Origin of the sequence: Corynebacterium gottingense (genome assembly GCF_007559235.1) — a bacterium.
GTDB classification, from domain to species: domain Bacteria; phylum Actinomycetota; class Actinomycetes; order Mycobacteriales; family Mycobacteriaceae; genus Corynebacterium; species Corynebacterium gottingense.
Window position 1 is genome coordinate 108,347 of record NZ_VMHH01000005.1, and the last position, 18,617, is coordinate 126,963.

The following is an 18,617-nucleotide window of genomic DNA, read 5'->3' on the forward strand; positions in this document are numbered from 1 at the left end:
TTTCTTAGCAGAGGTTCGCGCGCGCGGTGTCCGCAATCAGCGTGCCCAGGGCAGCGGGGTCCATGTCGGTGCGCCGCTGCGCCACGAGCTGGCCGGCGACCGCGTCGCGCGTGACGGTATCGTCCGAGCACACGGTACGCCCCGTGGCTGTGAGTTGGTCCTCAACTCCCTCCACGTTCAGTCCGTTCTCGCGGAGCTGCTCCAGGTAGGTCTCCTCCTGCGCGGTAAAGCCCGAGACCTGCTGCGGCACCGAGGTCACCTCCTGCGCCGGTTGGTCCTCCGGCCGCGAGCCGGACTGGGCCGCTGGGGCCTTGGAGCTCGTCGCCTCAGAGCGGGTGGTACCGGGGGCGGCGGTCGAGGACTCTGCCGGGGCGGAGGAGGACTGCTCAGCGCTTGCCGACGCCTTCGCGTCCTCGCCATCAACAGTGGTGGAACCGGAGCAGGCGGCGAGAGAAAGGGTGAGCGTCGCTAAGCACAGGGCTCCGAGACGCCTCATCGCTTCACCACCGTGCCATTGACCTGCTCCAGGGTGCCGTGCTGGAAGCTGATGGTGAGACCGCCGGCGCTGATGTCCTGCATGTCCGAGGTGGGCCAGCCCAGCTCGCCCTGCTCGTAGCCGCGCTTGCCCCACTCGTCGAAGATGTCGCCGTAGTAGATGACGTGCGCGCCGGACTCAGCGGACCAGTAAATGTTGCCCTTCTCAAACGGCTGGAAGAAGCCGCCCTTGATGGCAATCTCGTTGCCCGTGGGGAAGCCCAGGTCCGAGGTGGCGGTGCCCATCTCGCCGTACTTCGCGCCGATCGCGCCGTGGACGATGTGGTGGGTGCCGTCCGGGTTGCGAGTGAGGAAGCCGCCCTGGAACTGCTGGACGTAGCCCTCGCCAACCTTGTTGGCCTCCTTGACCGGGTACTTCAGGTCGCCCGTCTCAAAACCGTTCTCGCCCCAAGCCTGGAACATGTCGCCCGGGATGGCGTACGCGCCGGTCTCTGGGGTCCAGTAGATGGAGCCGTTTTCAAAGTGCACGAAGCGGCCGACGCCGTCCGGGGTAGCCTGCTCGCCCGTGGTGGGGAAGCCGAGCCAGCCCTGCGCGCCGCCCAGGCCGCTGTACTTGGCCAGGATGGCGCCGTACAGGGCGTGCGCGCCGGTGTTGGGCGCCCAGAAGGCGGTGCCGCCGCGGAAGTCCTGGGCCTTGCCCTGCTTGTCCTTGCCCGCGTCGTACTCGTTGTTCACGCAGGAGCCGATCGAGCCGTCCGCGGTGACCTCGGCGATCGCGCCAACCGGGGTGCAGTCCGCGCTGCGGTCTGCCTCGGCCACGCCGAGCGAGTTGGCGATGTAGGGCCACGCCTGCGTCATCTCGAACTGCCAGTACTCCCAGGAGTGCACGCCGGACGGGCGGAACTTCACAATCGGCTTAACGTTGGTGCGGCTGGCGTAGTCCACGAAGGTCTGGGTGGACAGACGCGAGAGCACCTCGAGGCCCACGCCCGCCGGGTTGGCCGCGCCCTTGGCCACGGAGTCCGGGCTGCCAAAGTCGTCGCGGCCCGAGCCGGAGGAGACGTAGACCGTCTTACCCTCCAGGTTCTCAATGCCCAGCTTGGGGTCGTGGTCGATCCAGTCCTGCGAGCCGAGCGGGCCCCACATGGCCTCCGCGTCGTAGCCGCCCGCGTCCAGCTGCGCCGCCTTGATCGCCGACGGCATGCCGGTGGTCGTGGTGTCCAGGTAGCCGGAGAAGGAACCGACGAAGTCGAACAGGTGCGGGTTGCGCTCCGCCAGGTTGATTGCCGCGGTGCCGCCCATGGAGATGCCGGTCAGCGCGCGCTTGTCGTTGGAGCGGAAGCGGTTGTGCAGGACCGGGATGAGCTCCTTGGTAAAGAAGGTCTCCCACTTGTAGTTCTTGCCGTTGTTTGGGCGCTGCCAGTCGGAGTAGAAGGAGGACTCGCCGCCCACCGGCAGGATCACGTTGACGTTCTTGTCGGCGTAGAACTGCTCGATGTTGGTCTCAATGGTCCAGCCGTTCTCGTCATCACGCGCGCGCAGGCCGTCGAGCGCCCAGACTTCCGGGAACTTCGCGTCCGGGTTCTGGTGCCAGTCGCGCGCCAGGAGGATCTGCACCTGCATGAGTTGGTCAGGCATCGCCGCGGACTTGATAAACACGGCGACGCGGCGGTTGGTCAGCCACTCGATGCGGTCCACGCTCACGCCGTCCGGCAGGCCCGGGATCTGCGGGTGCTCGTCGACCTCGATCGGGGTCCGCGCCGGCGGATCCTTCGGACGGATCGCGTCCGAGAGACCGCGGGAATCGCCGAACGTGCTGCTGCCACTGCTCAGCTGTGCCTGTGCCTGCGGGGCGACGCCGGGAAGCGCCGCTGCGACCATGAGCGCCGCGGTGGGCACTGCTGCTACCCGAGCGATACGGGCACGCAGCCTCGTGTTGGGGGAACGGTGTTCGCGCATGAAGGTGTCCTGCCTCATCAATTCATCTGGTCATGGGGGCGTCGCGCCCCTGCAGGCCGGTCCGGGGGTTCCCCTCCCCCGGCGTAGCCAGTGCACGAGCGCTTGTGTAACCCAAAGGTTAAGTTTGACTTGAGACTTTACACGGTGACACGCCGGGAACTTTTGGGGCAAATGTTTTCCGTGTGACTGCGCCGCGAGCGGGGCGCCGACAGCGCCCGCACGGTGCCCGCACAGTGCCAGAGCGCACGAAAGCCCCGCCCCCGCGAATGCGGGGAACGGGGCCAGCGGCAGCCGGGGTTTTACCAGGCGTTCATCACGTTGAGAATGCGCGGCTGAGTGGCCACGAGCTGGGAGCCGAACTGATCCCAGTTGTGCAAGCCAGTCGGCGTGAACACGGCGGTGTGCTGTACGCCCGTCACGGTCGCCTTCGCGCTCCACAGGTGGGTGGTGAAGTTGGCGATGGACTCCAGCGCGATTCCTGACGCGCGGTGCTCCGGCAGATACTTGTCATCGGCCGGACCTGGGACCGCGCTACCGGAGGACACGTAGACGTCCTTGCCGCGCAGGTTCCCCATGTTCAGGAACGGGTCGTTCTCGTAGCGGCGGGGATTGAAGATGGAGCCCCACATGGCGTTGAGGTTGTACAGGCCGCCGTCGAGAAGCGCGACGCGTAGCGCCGTCTGGCCACCGGGGATGGTGGTGGTGAGGTAGCCGGAGTACGAGAGGACCTGGCGGAACTGGTTCGGGTGCAGCGCGGCAAGGTTGATCGCGGCGGTGCCGCCCATGGATAGGCCGAGGATGGAGTTGTTCGTGGGCGAAACGCCGAAGTTGTCCCGCAGGTAGCTCGGCAGCTCCTGGGACAGGAAGGTGTCCCACTTGTAGGTCACCGGGTGGTTGAAGTCGTACGTCGCGGGCGCGTTCCAGTCCGTATAGAAGGAGGACTGGCCACCGACCGGCATGACGAGCGTGATGTTGTTGTCTTTGAACATCTGCGCCGCGTTGACGTCGTTGACCCAGGCGTTGGTGATCTCCGTGGCGCGCAGGCCGTCGAGCATGTACAGGCCCGCGTTGCCGCCGCGCTGCGCCGGCTGGATCTGCACAGTAATGTGGCGGCCCATCGCGGGCGACCAGACGGTGCAGCGCTGTACCCAGAAGCCGACGCGGTCCCACTCGCACGTACCCGTGGAGTCGGGGCGCAGCCAGTCGCGGTTTGCTGCCGAGGCTTGCGGGGCGCTCACCACTGCGCCCAGGGCGGTCAGCAGCGCCATGAGCAGCGCAAGCAGACCACGCTTCGATTTCGTCGCGGACATTACTCTCCCAACTTCGGTGAATGTTTTTCAGCTTTTGGTTACAGCAACGTTACCAAGTTGAGACCGTAAGAGCCATTCAATTCACCGGCCAGGCGATCTGCGTCCCCGAAACCCCAGGATCCTTGCCCTTTTTGATCTCCCGCATCGTCTCGTCCGAGAGGTAGACCGTTGGATCTTGCTCAAGCTGGAGCGAGCGACCGTCACCCAGAGAATACTGCACATTTTCCCAGAAACGGTGCCAGCTCATCGGCTCGCGCGAGCTGGCCAGCAGGTCAGCGATAGGCTCCTCGCGCAGCGCCGCGCGCACCGCACGCGCCTGCTCGCGGTCCACGTCCTTGGGCATCGAGTCGATCTTCGTCGCGGAGTCCGCCACCTGCCACTCCATGGGCAGGTACTTGTCGTGCCCGACTCGCCCCTCCGGGTCGCGGGGCATGCGCGCGGCCAGCGGCGTGGCCAGGCCCACCGAGTCCAGCACGCGCATCTCCAGTGGCGCGTTCATGCTCGTCATGCCCAGGTTGGTGAGGTATGCCGTGGTCGGCAGGTCCAGCAGGTCGCTCCCCTTGGCCTCGTCCTCGTCCATGCGGGGGCGCCAGTACCAGGAGTACTTGTCCGGGTGGGTGCTCAGCCGCGCGATGTTGAGCTGCCCGGCGTCGTGCTCCTGCCCGTTCTCCACCGCCTCGGTCCACGATTCCATCAGTTTGGAGCCGAGGAAGTCCTCCGCGTGCCGTGGCGGGTCGGCCGGGCTCTGGCCGATTGCGTAGGACCAGAACTCGCGCTCGTCGACAATGTTCAGCTCCTTCTCGCCGCGCTCGTACGCGAACCAGTCGATGGGGTGCGCGCGCACGATCGTCACGCCGGCGAACACCGTCGCGGCAAGCGTCAGCGCGATGGTCACGCGCGTCAGCGGCACCGTCATCATCGGCAAGAGCAGGGCAAACAGCGGCAGCAGCAGCATGCGCCCGTGCATGAAGTCGCCGCCCACGCGCAGCACGTACAGCACGTGCACGAGGGCGCAGCCCGCGGTGAGCAGGACAATTGCCAATCGACGCCCCCTCGCACCCCGCAGCAACCACACCGCACACCCCGCGACGACCAGCAGCGGCAGCCAGAGCCAGTAGTAGCCAACAAAGTCCCAGAAGTAGGTCCCGCCCCGGGCCCACTCCGCGTCCGAGGCGGACTTGGCCACCGCCGTGTGCGGGGTGAGCAGGCCGTAGAAGCCCATGCGGAATAGCTGGTACGCGGCGGGCACCGGCAGCGCGGCTGCGAGGATGCCCGCCCACTTGCGGGGACTGTACGCCAGCAGCACGATGCCGGTCACCCCGCCGTAGAGCGCAAGCTCCGGGCGGACCAGCCACGACAGGCCGCACCAGAACGCCAGCCAATACCCGGACACCGGGATGGCGCGGCGCCCGATCGGGGCGGCCCACTGGACCAGCAGCGCCCACCACACGGCGAGCCACATGATGCACAGGCCCCACTCCAAACCGGAGGTGGCAAAGTCGCGCGCAGGCGGGAGCGCCAGGTAGATGAGGATGCCAAACGGCAGGACAACGCCGCGGGTGGCGGCAGCCTGGTCCCAGAACCGGCCCGAGCCCACGGTGGCCACGACGGCGCCGATGACGGTGCAGGCGAGCGCGAGCCACATCGCCACGTCCTCGAGCCGGGCGCCCGTGAGCCAGCCGAACGCCGTGATGAGGTACTGCCACAGCACTGAGGTGTTGGCCTCCACGCGCTCGCCGATGTTAAACACGGGGCCGTTGCCCGCGAGCAGGTTGCGCACGGTGCGCAGCACGATGAGTCCATCGTCGGACATCCAGCGGCGGGTGAATCCTCCCCAGAACGCAAAGATGCCCGCGATTGCCGCTGCAGCGAGCAGCGAAATGCGGGCCTGTTTGTTCATTCCAGCGATACTACTAAGCCACCACCGGAATGACGTAAACCGCCATGACGATGCAGAGGATCCACGCCAGGGCGAGCAACTGCAGGACGCGGTCCTCCAGCGCGATCTCGTCCGGCGCGCCGCCCTTGCCGCCGTCCACCTCTGCCGCGTAGCGCAGGATCGCGATGACGAACGGGACCATGGAGATCTGGTACCAGATCGCGGCCGGGCCATCGGTGTCGTTGGACAGCTGGAAGCCCCACAGCGCGTAGCTCATCACGACCGCCGTTGCGGACAGCGTCCACACGAAGCGCAGGTACGTAGCCGTGTACCCCTCCAGCGCCTTGCGGATCTTCGCGCCCGTCTTCTGCGCCAGCAGCATCTCCGCGTAGCGCTTGCCCGACGCCATGAACAGGGAGCCGAACGCGGCCACCAGCAGGAACCACTGAGACAGGGCGATGCTTGCGGCCACGCCGCCGGCCATGGTGCGCAGCATGAATCCGGAGGACACCAGCGCGATGTCGATCACCGGGATGTGCTTCCACCCGAAGCAGTAGCCCAGCTGCAGGGCGATGTAGATGCCGATGACCAGCGCGAGCGCAGGGCCGTCCGTGGCCAAGAAGGAAAGGCCCAGGGCCAGGGCGATGAGGATGGCAGCCATGCCGAAGGCCAGCTTGATCGGCAGCATGCCGGAGGCGATTGGGCGGAAGCGCTTCGTGGGGTGCTCGCGGTCCGATTCGACGTCCAGGGCGTCGTTGACCAGGTAGATAGAGGACGCGCCGAGGCAGAAGACGATGAATGCGAGTGCGACGTCGATAAGCGTGCGGCCCGTAAACTCACCGGCGGCGAGCGGGGCGGAAAGCACGAGCACGTTCTTGACCCACTGCTTGGGGCGCAGGCCCTTGATCATCGCGTCGGGCAAGTTCTTCGGCGGCTTGCGCTTGGTGCTGATGTCCACACCCGTGGTGTGCGGCTCCGGTTTGAGCAGGGGCTCGTCGTATTCCTTTTCCGTCATCGGGTTGTCCTTTCCACCTCAACTGCAACCTTGGCCACCGCCGCGCCCAGCGCAGCGCCCGCCAGGGTGTCCGTAGGGTAATGCACCCCGAGCACGTTACGCGAACACATCATTACCGGCACGAGAAGCCACGGCAGTTTCGAGCCCGTAATGTCCGCGAGGTGCACCGCGGCCGCCGCCGTGTTCGTCGCGTGCGAGGAAGGAAACGACAGCTGCGACGGCGTCTTCACGCCGATCTGCACGCGCGGGTCGTGGGGGCGCGGCCGCCGCACGATGCGCTTGAGCACCACACTCGCCGCGTGCGCAACGAAGGTGCCCGCACCCAAGGCCAGCCACTTCCGGCGGTTCGCGCTTGTCGACGCCGCGCCCACCGCAGCCACACCCATCCAGCCCAAGTCGTGCTCGCCGAAATGGCTCAGCGTGCGCGCCACCTTCGTGGTGGCCGGGGTAAACGCGCGGTCTTGCAGGGCGATGAGCAGCTCGGCCTCACGGGCGTCGAGCGAGTGCTTGTTACTGGGCTTACTGGGTTTACTGGGCATCGAAAATCTTCCCCCACTCCTCGTGGCTGGTCAGGCGTGGCATCGCGGCGCGGTACTCGGACTGCAGGTCCGACCACCGCTCCTTGATCTGCGCCTGGAGTTCCTTGGTCTGCTTGAGCAGAGCGTCGCTCGTGGCCTTGTCGCGCTTGCGGAAGGCCACGCCCGTACCGCCGGCGGTGGATACCGTAGCGGAATCGACGCGGGCCAGCGTGTACCAACGGGCCTCCTCGGCCGTGAGGTTGAGCTGCGGCGCGTCCCAGTGCGCGCGGTCCTCGGTGGTGAACTGGTGGCGCAGCGCCTTCAACGCCCACGGAATCTTCTTCACCTTTGCCAGGCGGCCGCCGATGTTGCGGGTGGGCACGCCCGGCGCGCCGGTGGGCGCGGGCAGGTCCGCGGCGGAGCCGACGACCTGGGCGTCCGGGTACTGCTTGCGGATTTCCTGGATCCTTGGCAGCGAGGACTCGAGGATGCTGAACAGCTGGTCCGGTCCCTTGAGGAAGTCCTGCATGGCCTCCACCTGGATCGCCATGGTGGAGTACTCCATACACATGATGTGCTTGTAGGTGGACTTGAGCATGTTGCGCAGGATGCCGTCGGCCTTCTCCGGGCCGTACATCGCGGCGACGATGAGGCGGTTGCGCAGGTGGAAGTAAGCCTGCCAGTCGATCGCGTCGTCCTTGTCCGCCCACGCCATGTGCCAAATGGCCACGCCCGGCCAGGTCACCGTGGGGTAGCCGGCCTCCTTGGCGCGCAGGGCGTACTCGGTGTCGTCCCACTTAATAAACAGCGGCAAGGGCAGGCCGAGCTGCTCGGCGACGGCGCGCGGGAACAAGTTCATCCACCAGCCGTTGTAGTCCACGTCAATACGGCGGTGCAGCGCGCGCGAGGTGGTCTTGCGCGGGTGCAGCTCCTCTTCCTGGGTGCCCACGTAGCCGAGCGGGTACTTGGAAAAGTCGTGGTCGTAGACGGCGTGCTCGGCAGCGCCCCACATGAAGGTGGAGCGGTCCACGGCCTCGCCGGTGGTGCGCAGCTGCGCACGGTCCTGCAGGTTGAGCATCTGCCCGCCGACCAGGATCGGGGTGCGCGCGTAGCGGGCGGCCTGCACGGCACGCACGATGGAGTCGGGCTCGATCGCGATGTCGTCGTCCATGTAGAGGATGAACGGCGCGTCCGTATTGTTCAGGCCCTCGTACATGATGCGGCTGTAGCCGCCGGACCCGCCCAGGTTGCCCTGCGGGAAGATGCGCAGCTTGTTGCCGAGCGCGGCCTGCGCCTCCGCAAAGTCCGGCTCGTCCGCCGGGTGCTGGTTGCCCTGGTCCGGCATGAGCACGTGGCTGATGCACGCCTCCACCACCGGGTCCTCGGCCAGCGCGTGCAGCGCGTTGACCGCGTCGCGGGGGCGGTTGAACGTGGGGATGCCCACGGCTACCTGCTTGGGCTGGGGAGGGATCGTGGTGGCGTCGTGAAGCACCTGCTCCTGCGGCGCCTGGTCGGCGCACCACGCGGCGTTGGTGACGGTGGCGTCGGACTCCGCGGTGATGTCGAACCAGAGCCAGCCGCCGTCCTCGAAGTTTTTCAGCGGGAGCGGGATCTCCACGTGCTGGTCGGCGACCTCAACGTTGGTCACGCTGATGCGCACACCGTCGTGCTTCGAGCGGTAGACGGAGATGGTGGCCGCGCCCTGAATATCCAGGCTCAGGACCACGCGGTCCAACTGCGACCAGCGACGCCAGTAGGAAGCCGGGAACGCGTTGAAGTAGGTCTCGAAGCTGACCTCCTGCCCTTCCGGGACAGTCAGGGTCGTGCGGTCCGACCAGCGCACGCGCTGCTTATTCTGCTCCGCCTCAACGAGGTACAGCGAGCGCACGTCGTGCGGTTCGCCCTTGCGCGGCATGAGCACGCGCGCCAGCGTCTCTACGGCAATCTGCGTATCCAAGAGGTCTCACTTCCACTGTATTTGTGTACTGGGTTTGTGTACTGGACGTATTTCAGACAGTTCCTCCCCAGCGTAATGGCTCGCGGCCCGTTTGCTTCGTGCGGCTCGCGCGGCAGCGGGGTTTTCGGGTTGGGATGACAGAGCGGTTGCGCAGCGCCGGAATAGTAACGAGTAAAAACGAGGTGCCTCATGCCACAGCTGCCGCGACGCCCCCGCAACCCCTACCACGCCACCATGGGCAAGACCCCTCCCGTCGTGGCGGGTCGCGACTCCTACGTCCAGGACTTCGCCGAGGCGCTTTACGACGGCCCCGGTACTCACGAGCGGATTTCCATCGTCACCGGCCCACGTGGCATCGGAAAAACCGTGCTGCTCAACGAGTTCGAAGAAGCAGCACGACAACAATCTTGGCTCGTCATTTCAGAAACCACGACCGAACATTTCAATGAACGCATCCGCGATACTCTTATCCGGAAAATTCGAGAGGTAACCCCTGACAGCACACGCCTGAGCGGGATTCAGTTGCCTTTTGGCTGGGGAGGACTGAGCTTCGACTCAACTTCCGACCAAGCTCCGCCTCAGTCACTTCGCTCAGTGCTTGAGGAGTGCTTCTCCCTACTTGAGACGATTGACCAGAAAATGGGTAAACCACCAACTGGCATCCTCATTACTCTGGATGAGCTGCACTATACGCACGTGCGCGACATCATCGAGTTCGGCACGACCATGCAGCACATGATCCGCGAAGACCGCGAAATTGCCGTCGCGATGGCGGGCATCCCCGGCGCGGTGAAACGCCTGCTTGCCTCGAACGAGGGGCCCAACCCTGTCACTTTCCTACGCCGTGCGAACCGGATCGAGATGGGGCTCGTGCCGCTGGACAGCGTCGCCAATGCGCTCGAAGCCCCTGCCCTCGAGGTGGGAATCGAATGGACCCCGGAGGCGCTCGAACTCGGCACCGAGGCGACCGGGGGTTATCCGTTTATGATCCAACTCGTCGGGCAGCATGCCTTCCGCAACACGAGTGACGGAATTATTGACGAATCCGCGGTACGTGCTGGTATTGAGACAGCGCGACGCAAACTCGGCGAGCTGGTTCATGAACCGTCGCTTGCTGATCTTTCAGATGTGGACCGCACATTCCTCACCGCCATGTCGAAAGACGATGGGCCGTCGCGGATGGCCGACATCGCCGAGCGGATGGGCGTTGATACTCAATACGCGGGCACGTATAGGAGGCGCCTCATTGAAGCCGAGATGATCCGCCCAGCCGGCCGCGGTTTCGTGGATTACGAGCTGCCCTACATCCGGGAGTACCTCCGCGCGCATCCAGCGTCCGACGCAATGGAGCAGCTATCCTTTCCATCAGAAAACTACGACGTGTGACGCAGACCATTAGACTGTCCGCATGACGATTCTGCACTCCGTTGATTTTGGCCCCCGCGACGCGCACCCGGTGGTGTTTCTCGGCTCCATCGCCTCCACCACCGACATGTGGCTGCCGCAACTTGACTCACTGGCCAAAGACTTCCGCGTCATCGCCCTCGACCACCCCGGCCACGGGCTCTCCCCCAACCCGCAGGCCATGCCCGGCGAGACCACGATCAATGATCTGGCCAACAACGTCCTCGACACCCTCGACGCTCTCGGCGTGGACGAGTTCGACGTGGTCGGCCTTTCGCTCGGCGGCGCGATCGCGCAGTACCTCGCCGCCACCAGCGGCCGCGTGACCAAGGCAGTCTTCATGTGCACCGCCGCCAACTTCGGTGGCCCCGACACGTGGGCCCCACGCGCCGAGGAAACACGCGCGGAGGGCATCGCGCCCCGGGTGCAGAGTGCCATCGAACTGTGGGTCACGCCCGAGTTTCGCCAGGAACGCCCGGCGCTTACTTACGCTCTCACCCGCATGATCGCCTCCACCCGCGGTGAGGGATACGCCGTCGGCGCCGATGCGCTGGCCAGCTGGGACTACACCGAGGAACTGCGCAACATTACGGTGCCGGTCCTCACCATCTCCGGGGCCGTGGACCCTTCCACCCCTCCCGAGGTCGTCCACGGGATCGCGGAACTGGTCGGCGGCGAGTCGCAGTCCGTCACGCTCAGCGGCGGCGGGCACGTGCCCACCGTCGAGGTGCCCGACGAAGTCACCCGCGCGATCCGCACCTTTATTACTGAGTAGACCAATGTAGGTCAATCCCCCGAAACACAGCTGCCACTAGTTGGTGTGGCGGCTGGCGGCCGCGATGGCCTGGAGAACAGTATTCGTCTCGTAGGTCAGGAAACGCTTCCAGAACTTCATTGCAATTCTCCTTTCTGTTTGCCTGTGGTTAACTTCGCGTTAACTTTAAGCAGTTTAGTTGGTTCACGTCAAGCATTGACGGGGATCAACTATCTAAAAATGCAAGAAACGCCCCGCTGTCCACGGAAAATGTGGACGACAGGGCGTCGATACGCGTGCGAAAGCGCGACTACACGGCGACCTCAAAGGGCGCCTCGGTGGCCTCGCGGACGGAGTCAACGGTCTCGCCCGGGGCGACCTCGACGAGAGTCAGGCCGTTCTTCGGGTCAACCTTGAACACGGCGAGGTTGGTAATGATGAGGTCGACGCACTTCGCGCCGGTGAGCGGGAGGCGGCACTCCTCGAGCACCTTGGACGCACCCTTCTTGGTGGTGTGTTCCATGAGCAGGATGATCTCCTTCGCGCCGTGCACCAGGTCCATCGCGCCGCCCATCCCCTTGACCATCTTGCCCGGGATCATCCAGTTGGCCAGGTCGCCATACTGGGAGACCTCCATCGCGCCAAGGACCGCCACATCAATCGCGCGGGAGCGGATCATGCCGAAGGAGTCTGAGGAGGAGAAGAAGGAGCCGCCCGGCGCGACCGTAATGGTCTCCTTACCAGCGTTGATCAGCTCCGGGTCCACCTCGCCGTCCTGCGGGTACGCGCCCACGCCCAGGATGCCGTTCTCGGAGTGCAGGACCACCTCGAGCCCCTCGGGCAGGTAGCCCGGGATCAGCGTGGGCATGCCGATCCCAAGGTTGACGTACTGGCCGTCGCGCAGCTCCTTCGCCGCGCGCGCCGCCATTTCTTCGCGGTTCCAGCTCATTTACTTGCTCACCGTCCTAAACTCGATGCCTGTTTCCTGCGGGCCGACCTCCACCACGCGGTCGACGTAGATGCCGGGCAGGTCCACATCCGCCGGCTCAATCGTGTCCACAACGTGCTCCGCCTGGACGATGGTGACCTTGCCGCAGGCGGCAACGTCGGGGTTAAAGTTGCGGGCCGTCTTATTGAAGACGAGGTTGCCGTAGCGGTCCGCGGTGTGCGCATGAACGAAGGCGAAGTCAGGGGTCAGCGCCTCCTCCAACACGTACTGCTCGCCGCCGAACTCGCGGATCTCCTTCGGCGTGGAGTACTCGGCGATGGTGCCGTCCGGGTTGTAGCGCACCGGGATCTCGCCGTTGGCCAGCGGGGTACCCACGCCGGCCTTGGTGTAAAAGGCGGGCACGCCCGCACCGCCGGCGCGCATGCGCTCAGCGAGCGTGCCCTGCGGGGTGAACTCGACGGTGAGCTCGCCCTCGAGGTACTGGCGCGCGTACTCCTTATTGGTGCCCAGGTAGGAGCCGATGGAGCGGGCGATCTTGCCGTCCTGCAGGAGGAGGCCCAGACCGAAGCCGTCGGTACCCAGGTTGTTCGAGATGATAGTCAATTCGCTCGCGCCCTGCTTGCGCAGCGCGTCAATGAGCCGGGCAGGGATGCCGACGAGGCCAAAACCGCCAACGGCGATCGAGGCGCCGTCACCGATGTCGGCAACCGCCTCGTCGATGTTTGTCACAACTTTGTTCAGCATGGCTCCACCCTAGCGGGCGTTCGACTTCTGCACAAGGGTTCACAAAGCGAACGGTTTTGCGCTATCGTGGGGCGTGGCGCACATTAGAGTACGTAATGTGGCCGACAACATGGCGTCGAAAAGCGCCCTTGACCTGTGCAAAGGAGATACGATGCAAGTCCAAACCGTACAGTCGCTGATCCGCGGCCTTGCGGTCATCCGCGCCTTCGACGCCGAGCATCCCCGCCGCAGCCTCGCACAGGTGGCCGATGCGACGGGGCTGGCGCGCGCAACCACGCGCCGGTTCCTGCACACGCTTATCGCCGAGGGCTACGCCGCCACCGACGGTGCCGAGTTCTGGCTCACGCCGAAGATGCTCGAGCTGGGCTACGCGTACCTGTCCAGCCTGGGGCTGCCCACCATCGCGCAGCCACACCTCGAGGCGCTGTCGCGCACGCTCAACGAGTCCTGCTCGCTCTCCGTGCTCGACGGCACCGACGTGGTCTACGTCGCGCGCTCCGCGGCCCACCGCATCATGAGCGTGAACATCACCATCGGCACCCGCTTCCCGGCGCACGCCACCTCGATGGGCCGCGTCATGATGGCCGGGCTTGACGACGCCACCGTGGACCACTTCCTCGCCGGCCCGCTCGAAGCCATCACGCCATCCACCATCACGGACCCGGACACGCTGCGCGCCGCCCTGCGCAACATCCGCGACGCCGGGTGGTGCGTCGTGGACCAGGAACTCGAGGCGGGACTGCGCTCCATCGCCGCTCCGGTGCGCGACGCCACCGGCGCCACCGTCGCCGCCGTGAACGTCTCCACCCACGTGGCCGCCCACCCCTACGAGGAGCTCGTGGACTCCCTCCTACCCAAGCTCGTGGACACCGCGGACGCCATCACCCGCGACCTCGTGGCCACGCACGCCAACGCTTAACCCGAAAGGACCCCTCATGAACCAGCCCGAAATTGTCATCTGCCACCCCAAGCGCACCGCCGTGGGCCGCTACGGCGGAGCCTTCGTCGGCGTGCCCGTCCAGGACCTCGCCACCGCCGTGGTCACCGCCGTGATCAAGGAGTCCGGCATCGACGGCTCGCTCGTTGACGACATCATTCTCGGCCAGGCCTCCCCCAACGGCGCGGCGCCCGCCCTGGGCCGCGTGGTCGCGCTCGACGCCGAGCTGGGCGTGAACGTGCCCGGCATGCAGCTGGACCGCCGTTGCGGCTCCGGTCTGCAGGCGGTGGCTACCGCCGCAGCGCACATCGCCTCCGGCGCGGCCGACCTGATTATCGCCGGCGGCGCCGAATCCATGTCCAACACCGAGTACACGGTGGACGGCAAGATCCGCTGGGGCGCCAAGGGCGGCACCATGGAGCTCACCGACCGCCTGCAGGAGGGCCGCGAGAAGGCCGGCGGCAAGCACCACCCGATCCCGGGCGGCATGATCGAGACCGCCGAGAACGTCCGCGAGGAGTACTCCATCGCCCGCCAGCGCCAGGACCAGCTGGCCGTCAACTCGCACCAGCGCGCCGCCGCCGCGCAGGAGGCTGGCCACTTCGACGAGGAAATCGTCCCCGTCTCCGTGCCGCAGCGCAAGGGCGACCCGATCATCGTGGACAAGGACGAGCACATCCGCCCGAACGCCTCCATGGAGTCCCTGGCCAAGCTGCGCCCCGTCATGGGCAAGACGCTTGAGCGCGCCACCGTCACCGCCGGCAACGCCTCCGGCCAAAACGACGGCGCGGCTGCCATGATCGTGACCACCCGCGAAAAGGCCGAGGAGCTGGGGCTCACCCCGTCCGTCGTCCTGCGCGGCTGGGCCGTCGCCGGCGTGCCGCCGGAGACCATGTGCATCGGCCCCGTCGACGCCACGAAGAAGCTCTTCGACCGCCTCGATATGTCCTTCGACGACATCGACCTCATCGAGCTCAACGAGGCTTTCGCCGCGCAGGCCCTCGCCGTCCTGGATGCCTGGGGCATTTCTGAGGACGACCCGCGCATCAACCCGGTCGGCTCCGGCATCTCGCTCGGCCACCCGGTGGGCGCCACCGGCGCCCGCATGCTAGTCACCGCCGCGCACGAGCTGCAGCGCACCGACGCCTCACGTGCCCTGGTGACTATGTGCATCGGCGGCGGCCAGGGCCTCGCCGCGGTGATTGAGAAGGTGTAGGGCCCGACGCCAGTTGCCACACCGGGGATCCCCCGGGATACTCGGTGGCATGAAGAAGTCCCACATGGATCTCCTGATCGGCATCGCGCTCATCGTCGTCGCCGGCCTCGCGGTCGCGTTCCTGTCCGGATCGACCGGCGCTTTCATCGCGATCATCGGCGCTGTCGCCGGCGCCGTCTTCATTATCAAGGCCATGCAGGCTCACGACGACGCACCGCACCCGCCCGCCGGACAGCCCGACCCGCTCGAGCTGAACAACTCCGGCCCGGCGCAAGAGGCCGGCGGCTCGGGACTCGGCGCGGGCCTGGCCGGCGAGTACGACTGGGACGCGCACTACCAGCGCGAATTCGGCCAGCAGGACGGCAAGCCGGACGATAGGCAGGGCGGCAGCGGCCAGTACCGCTAGGCGCTACTTCTTCGCCTCGCGGTAGACGTCGCGCGGGCTCATCAGCGCGTTGCGACGCCCCGCCACGATGAGCCGGTCCAGGTCCGCGCGCACCGCGTCCACGTCCGCAGGGTTGTACTTGCGCTCGCGGCGAGCGCGCTGCAGCTCCTGGCTCGCCGCGGCGAGCGCGATCTGCTGCATGTCCGCAGCAGCCAGGCGGACCTGCTGGAACTTCTGCTTGCGGTCCTCCGCCGTCTCCGGGTCCTCCTCCTCGTGGCTCTGCGAGAGTTTGTCTAGCCACTGCTGCACGATCTCGAAGGACTCCGGGGCGAGCTCCGGGCCGTGCTTCTGCACCGACCGTCGCGCCGCCGCGTAGGCGCGCTTGTTCAGCTCCGCCTTCGCGCGGTCGCCGGCCGGGTCCGGGCCGGACTCCATGTCCAGCTTGCTCACCAGCCACGGCAGCGACAGGCCGGGCAGCACCATCGTGCACATCAGAACCGTCAGGGCGATGACGTCAAACTCGTGGTGGTACTGCGTGACCCCCAGCGGCACTGACAGCACCAGGGCCAGCGTGACCAGGCCTCGCATGCCCGACCACGCCATAAGCAGGACCTCCTGCATGCGCAGCGGGGCGACATTGGTGCGCTTCTGTTTCTGGTTGATCCCGCACAGCACCCACATCCACAGCAGGCGGACCAGGAACGCGACGACGGAGAGCGCCACGCCGATGCCCACGGCGTGCCAGAGGACGGTGCCGGCGGCGTCGATAGCATCGCGCACGCTCATGCCGATCAGGCCGAAGGCGACGCCGGTGAACAGCATCTCCACGGTGGACCAGAACGAGGAGCCGGACAGACGGTCCTCCGCGGTCAGGGGCGCGCGCGAGGACATCTCCACCGCCGCGATGACGATGGCGATCACGCCGGAGGCCTCGACCTCCTCGGCGATGATGTAGATGAAGAACGGGAGCACCCAGGTAAACGCGGTGCGGATCACGGAGTCCGGCACGGAGTTCACAAACAGGGCCGCGAGCCTACCGACGATCAGCCCGATGACGACCGCGACCGCCGCCGCGTAGAGGAACTTCAGCAGGCCGTGGCCGAAGTCGATCTGGTTATCCGCCACGAGCGCAGCGACGGCGAGGTTGAAGGTGACGATCGACGCGGCGTCGTTAAACAGCCCCTCCGTCTGCAAGGTGCCGGTGATGCGCTTCGGGATGCCGGCGGGTCCGGCCACCGCCTCCACCGCGACCGGGTCGGGCGGGGCGATCGCCGCAGCGAGCACCACCGCGGCCGCAAGACTGATGCCGGGCAGGAGCCACATGGCGGTGGCGGTGAGCGCCGCGGTGGTGAGGAAGACGAGGATCACCGACATGGTGACCACCACGTTGAGCTGCGAGCGGATCATGCCCCAGCTGGTGTGGCGCGCGAGCGACCAGAGCAGCGGCGGCAGGAAGATAGGGAGGATGATTTCCGCCGGGATTGTCACCACCGGCACGCCGGGGATGAAGATGGCGGCCGCCACGACGATGGTGAGCAGCGCCGGCCAGGGCAGGCCGGTACGCTCGCCTACGGCGGCGACGAGCACGGTTGCGAACAGCAGGGCGATAACGGCAATCAGGACTTCCACAGTTCCTGATAGTAGTGGGCGCTCGCCGGAGGTGTTCGCGGAACTACTGTGACCCTAGAGAGGCTAATGCCCGCGCGCCTGGTTCAGTGCCTCGCCGTCCTCGAAGTAGACCCGAAGAGCACTAATTCATACAGCCGGGCTGCTACAGTCGGGGCGGCACCGGTGGCGGTACCAAAACCCACAGTCGCCACGCCCGTACGCGCTGCTCGCGCACAACAGCTCGACGGAGTTCGGTACTGACGTGGCTGCTGCCCTCGACCGACCGGTCTCGTCAATTGCGACGAAGTCCGTCATCACGGTGAGCGTCAACGACGACCTCGGCCGCATCTCGGCTGTTCTTGCAAACACACACCTGAAGAAGGCCCCCGTCGTTTGTCGCCCCCGTTCCAAGCGCGTAGACAGACATTGCCCATTAGGTAAGGCATGCCTTAAAATGCATCCTTTAGGTTAGGCAGGCCTAACTGGACATTCTTCATTTACCTACGGAAGGTGCAACCTTGGCACTCTTTACCTCTCGCCCCTTCAAGGCAATCGCCGCCACTGTCACCGCGGCATTCATGCTTGCCAGCTGCTCGAGCGAAGCAAGCAGCCCAACAGCCGCTCCCGAAGCTTCCGATGCCAACGGGTCAGACGAGCGCATCGTGGCACTGGGTCTTGGCGACGTCGATACGCTCCTTGCCCTGGGCGAGCAACCAGTCGGTTACGCCACCTGGGAGCAAGAGGGCTCGGGCGATCCCTCCGGACTTGGACCGTGGGCCAAGGACAAGCTCACGGTCAACCCGAACCCAATCCGTGATACCACCACCGAATTCAGCACCGACACTGCGGAAAAGGTGGCGTCGCTCAACCCGACACAAATCATTGCAGTAAACAGCGGTCTCGAGGACGACAAGAAGGCACTGCTCGAGCAGATCGCGCCAACCACCTTCCACTCGGACGAGTACCAGGATTGGCAGGTCCCTTGGGATGCACAGGTCAAGGAGATCTCCAAGGCCGTAGACAAGGAAGACGAAGGCCAAAAGCTTATCGACGACGCCGAGCAGGCATTCGAAGACTTCCGCGAAGCACACCCAGAGCTGCAGGGGAAAACAGCGGTCATCGGCATGCCTTACGACGGGAAGTTCGGCGTGTACACCTCGGGCGACGGCCGCGGCTCCTTCATCGAAAAACTGGGCTTCAAGATTCCGGAGAAGTTCAACGGTGATGGCTCCAGCTTCTTCCTCGACTGGTCGCCTGAGAACTACGCCGACTTCAACGACGTGGACTACCTCTTCGTGCTGGACTACTACGGCGCAATCGATGCGCTAAAGAACGACGAGATTTTCATGGACCTTGATGTCAACAAGCGTGGCGGACTCTACTGGCTCGACACCGATACAGCCAACGCAATGAGCATGCCAAACCCCCTCTCTATCCCGTACGCAGTCGAGCAAATCGAAGAGCAACTCTAAGCCTCGCGGGGACGC

General features: G+C 65.8%; 16 protein-coding genes. 6 read left to right on the top strand and 10 right to left on the bottom strand.

Translation table 11 applies throughout. The features are described 5' to 3' along the window. Positions 1 to 4 precede the first annotated feature (4 nt). The 7 genes from FPH17_RS07405 to FPH17_RS07435 form a co-directional block, all read right to left on the bottom strand. Positions 5 to 496 carry a DUF732 domain-containing protein gene (locus tag FPH17_RS07405; protein ID WP_154879504.1) on the bottom strand — a complete coding sequence of 164 codons (492 nt, stop codon included), beginning with the start codon at positions 494 to 496 and terminating at the stop codon, positions 5 to 7. Continuing rightward, on the bottom strand, positions 493 to 2,454 hold the full coding sequence (locus FPH17_RS07410) for an alpha/beta hydrolase-fold protein (RefSeq protein WP_154879506.1): 1,962 nt from the start codon (positions 2,452 to 2,454) through the stop codon (positions 493 to 495). The genes FPH17_RS07405 and FPH17_RS07410 overlap by 4 nt, the downstream gene beginning before the upstream one ends. A 299-nt stretch (positions 2,455 to 2,753) precedes the next feature. Then, positions 2,754 to 3,764 carry an alpha/beta hydrolase gene (locus FPH17_RS07415; RefSeq protein ID WP_095536009.1) on the bottom strand — a complete coding sequence of 337 codons (1,011 nt, stop codon included), beginning with the start codon at positions 3,762 to 3,764 and terminating at the stop codon, positions 2,754 to 2,756. A gap of 76 nt (positions 3,765 to 3,840) precedes the next feature. Next, positions 3,841 to 5,664, bottom strand: a complete 1,824-nt coding sequence (locus FPH17_RS07420; RefSeq protein WP_154879508.1) for an arabinofuranosyltransferase AftB family protein — start codon at positions 5,662 to 5,664, stop codon at positions 3,841 to 3,843. 13 nt (positions 5,665 to 5,677) lie between these two features. After that, the gene (locus FPH17_RS07425; RefSeq protein ID WP_095546242.1) at positions 5,678 to 6,658 is read right to left on the bottom strand and encodes a decaprenyl-phosphate phosphoribosyltransferase; all 981 of its coding nucleotides are present in this window, start codon (positions 6,656 to 6,658) and stop codon (positions 5,678 to 5,680) included. Next, positions 6,655 to 7,197, bottom strand: a complete 543-nt coding sequence (locus FPH17_RS07430) for a phosphatase PAP2 family protein (RefSeq protein WP_095536006.1) — start codon at positions 7,195 to 7,197, stop codon at positions 6,655 to 6,657. The genes FPH17_RS07425 and FPH17_RS07430 overlap by 4 nt, the downstream gene beginning before the upstream one ends. Then, the gene (locus FPH17_RS07435; RefSeq protein WP_269150542.1) at positions 7,187 to 9,133 is read right to left on the bottom strand and encodes a glycosyltransferase; all 1,947 of its coding nucleotides are present in this window, start codon (positions 9,131 to 9,133) and stop codon (positions 7,187 to 7,189) included. The genes FPH17_RS07430 and FPH17_RS07435 overlap by 11 nt, the downstream gene beginning before the upstream one ends. Before the next feature lie 234 nt (positions 9,134 to 9,367). Between FPH17_RS07435 and FPH17_RS07440 the strand changes: the two genes are divergently transcribed. Both FPH17_RS07440 and FPH17_RS07445 read left to right on the top strand, forming a co-directional pair. Then, entirely contained in the window at positions 9,368 to 10,519 is a 1,152-nt protein-coding gene (locus FPH17_RS07440; RefSeq protein WP_238397117.1) for an ATP-binding protein, read from the top strand. 22 nt (positions 10,520 to 10,541) lie between these two features. After that, positions 10,542 to 11,312 (top strand): alpha/beta fold hydrolase, encoded by a 771-nt coding sequence (locus FPH17_RS07445; RefSeq protein WP_154879512.1) that lies wholly within the window; start codon positions 10,542 to 10,544, stop codon positions 11,310 to 11,312. Between the two features lie 289 nt (positions 11,313 to 11,601). Here FPH17_RS07445 and FPH17_RS07450 read toward each other — a convergent pair whose 3' ends face one another. Both FPH17_RS07450 and FPH17_RS07455 read right to left on the bottom strand, forming a co-directional pair. Beyond that, positions 11,602 to 12,240, bottom strand: a complete 639-nt coding sequence (locus tag FPH17_RS07450) for a 3-oxoacid CoA-transferase subunit B (RefSeq protein WP_095278996.1) — start codon at positions 12,238 to 12,240, stop codon at positions 11,602 to 11,604. After that, a complete protein-coding gene (locus tag FPH17_RS07455) occupies positions 12,241 to 12,984 on the bottom strand; it encodes a CoA transferase subunit A (protein WP_095278995.1) in 744 nt (247 codons plus the stop codon). Positions 12,985 to 13,135: 151 nt separating this feature from the next. Between FPH17_RS07455 and FPH17_RS07460 the strand changes: the two genes are divergently transcribed. From FPH17_RS07460 to FPH17_RS07470, 3 genes are all read left to right on the top strand, one after another. Beyond that, positions 13,136 to 13,903, top strand: coding sequence for an IclR family transcriptional regulator domain-containing protein (locus tag FPH17_RS07460; RefSeq protein ID WP_095536002.1), 768 nt, complete (start codon positions 13,136 to 13,138; stop codon positions 13,901 to 13,903). Positions 13,904 to 13,919: 16 nt separating this feature from the next. Continuing rightward, positions 13,920 to 15,137 (top strand): acetyl-CoA C-acetyltransferase, encoded by a 1,218-nt coding sequence (locus FPH17_RS07465; RefSeq protein ID WP_154879514.1) that lies wholly within the window; start codon positions 13,920 to 13,922, stop codon positions 15,135 to 15,137. Between the two features lie 64 nt (positions 15,138 to 15,201). Next, on the top strand, positions 15,202 to 15,543 hold the full coding sequence (locus FPH17_RS07470; RefSeq protein WP_154879516.1) for a hypothetical protein: 342 nt from the start codon (positions 15,202 to 15,204) through the stop codon (positions 15,541 to 15,543). Between the two features lie 3 nt (positions 15,544 to 15,546). Here the strand turns inward: FPH17_RS07470 and FPH17_RS07475 are convergent, their stop codons facing one another. Next, positions 15,547 to 17,151, bottom strand: coding sequence for a cation:proton antiporter (locus FPH17_RS07475; RefSeq protein ID WP_154879518.1), 1,605 nt, complete (start codon positions 17,149 to 17,151; stop codon positions 15,547 to 15,549). Between the two features lie 497 nt (positions 17,152 to 17,648). Here FPH17_RS07475 and FPH17_RS07485 point away from each other — a divergent pair, with 497 nt between their 5' ends. Continuing rightward, complete coding sequence (locus FPH17_RS07485; protein ID WP_238397118.1) at positions 17,649 to 18,602, top strand: iron-siderophore ABC transporter substrate-binding protein; 954 nt, start codon at positions 17,649 to 17,651, stop codon at positions 18,600 to 18,602. The last annotated feature ends 15 nt before the right edge of the window (positions 18,603 to 18,617 follow it).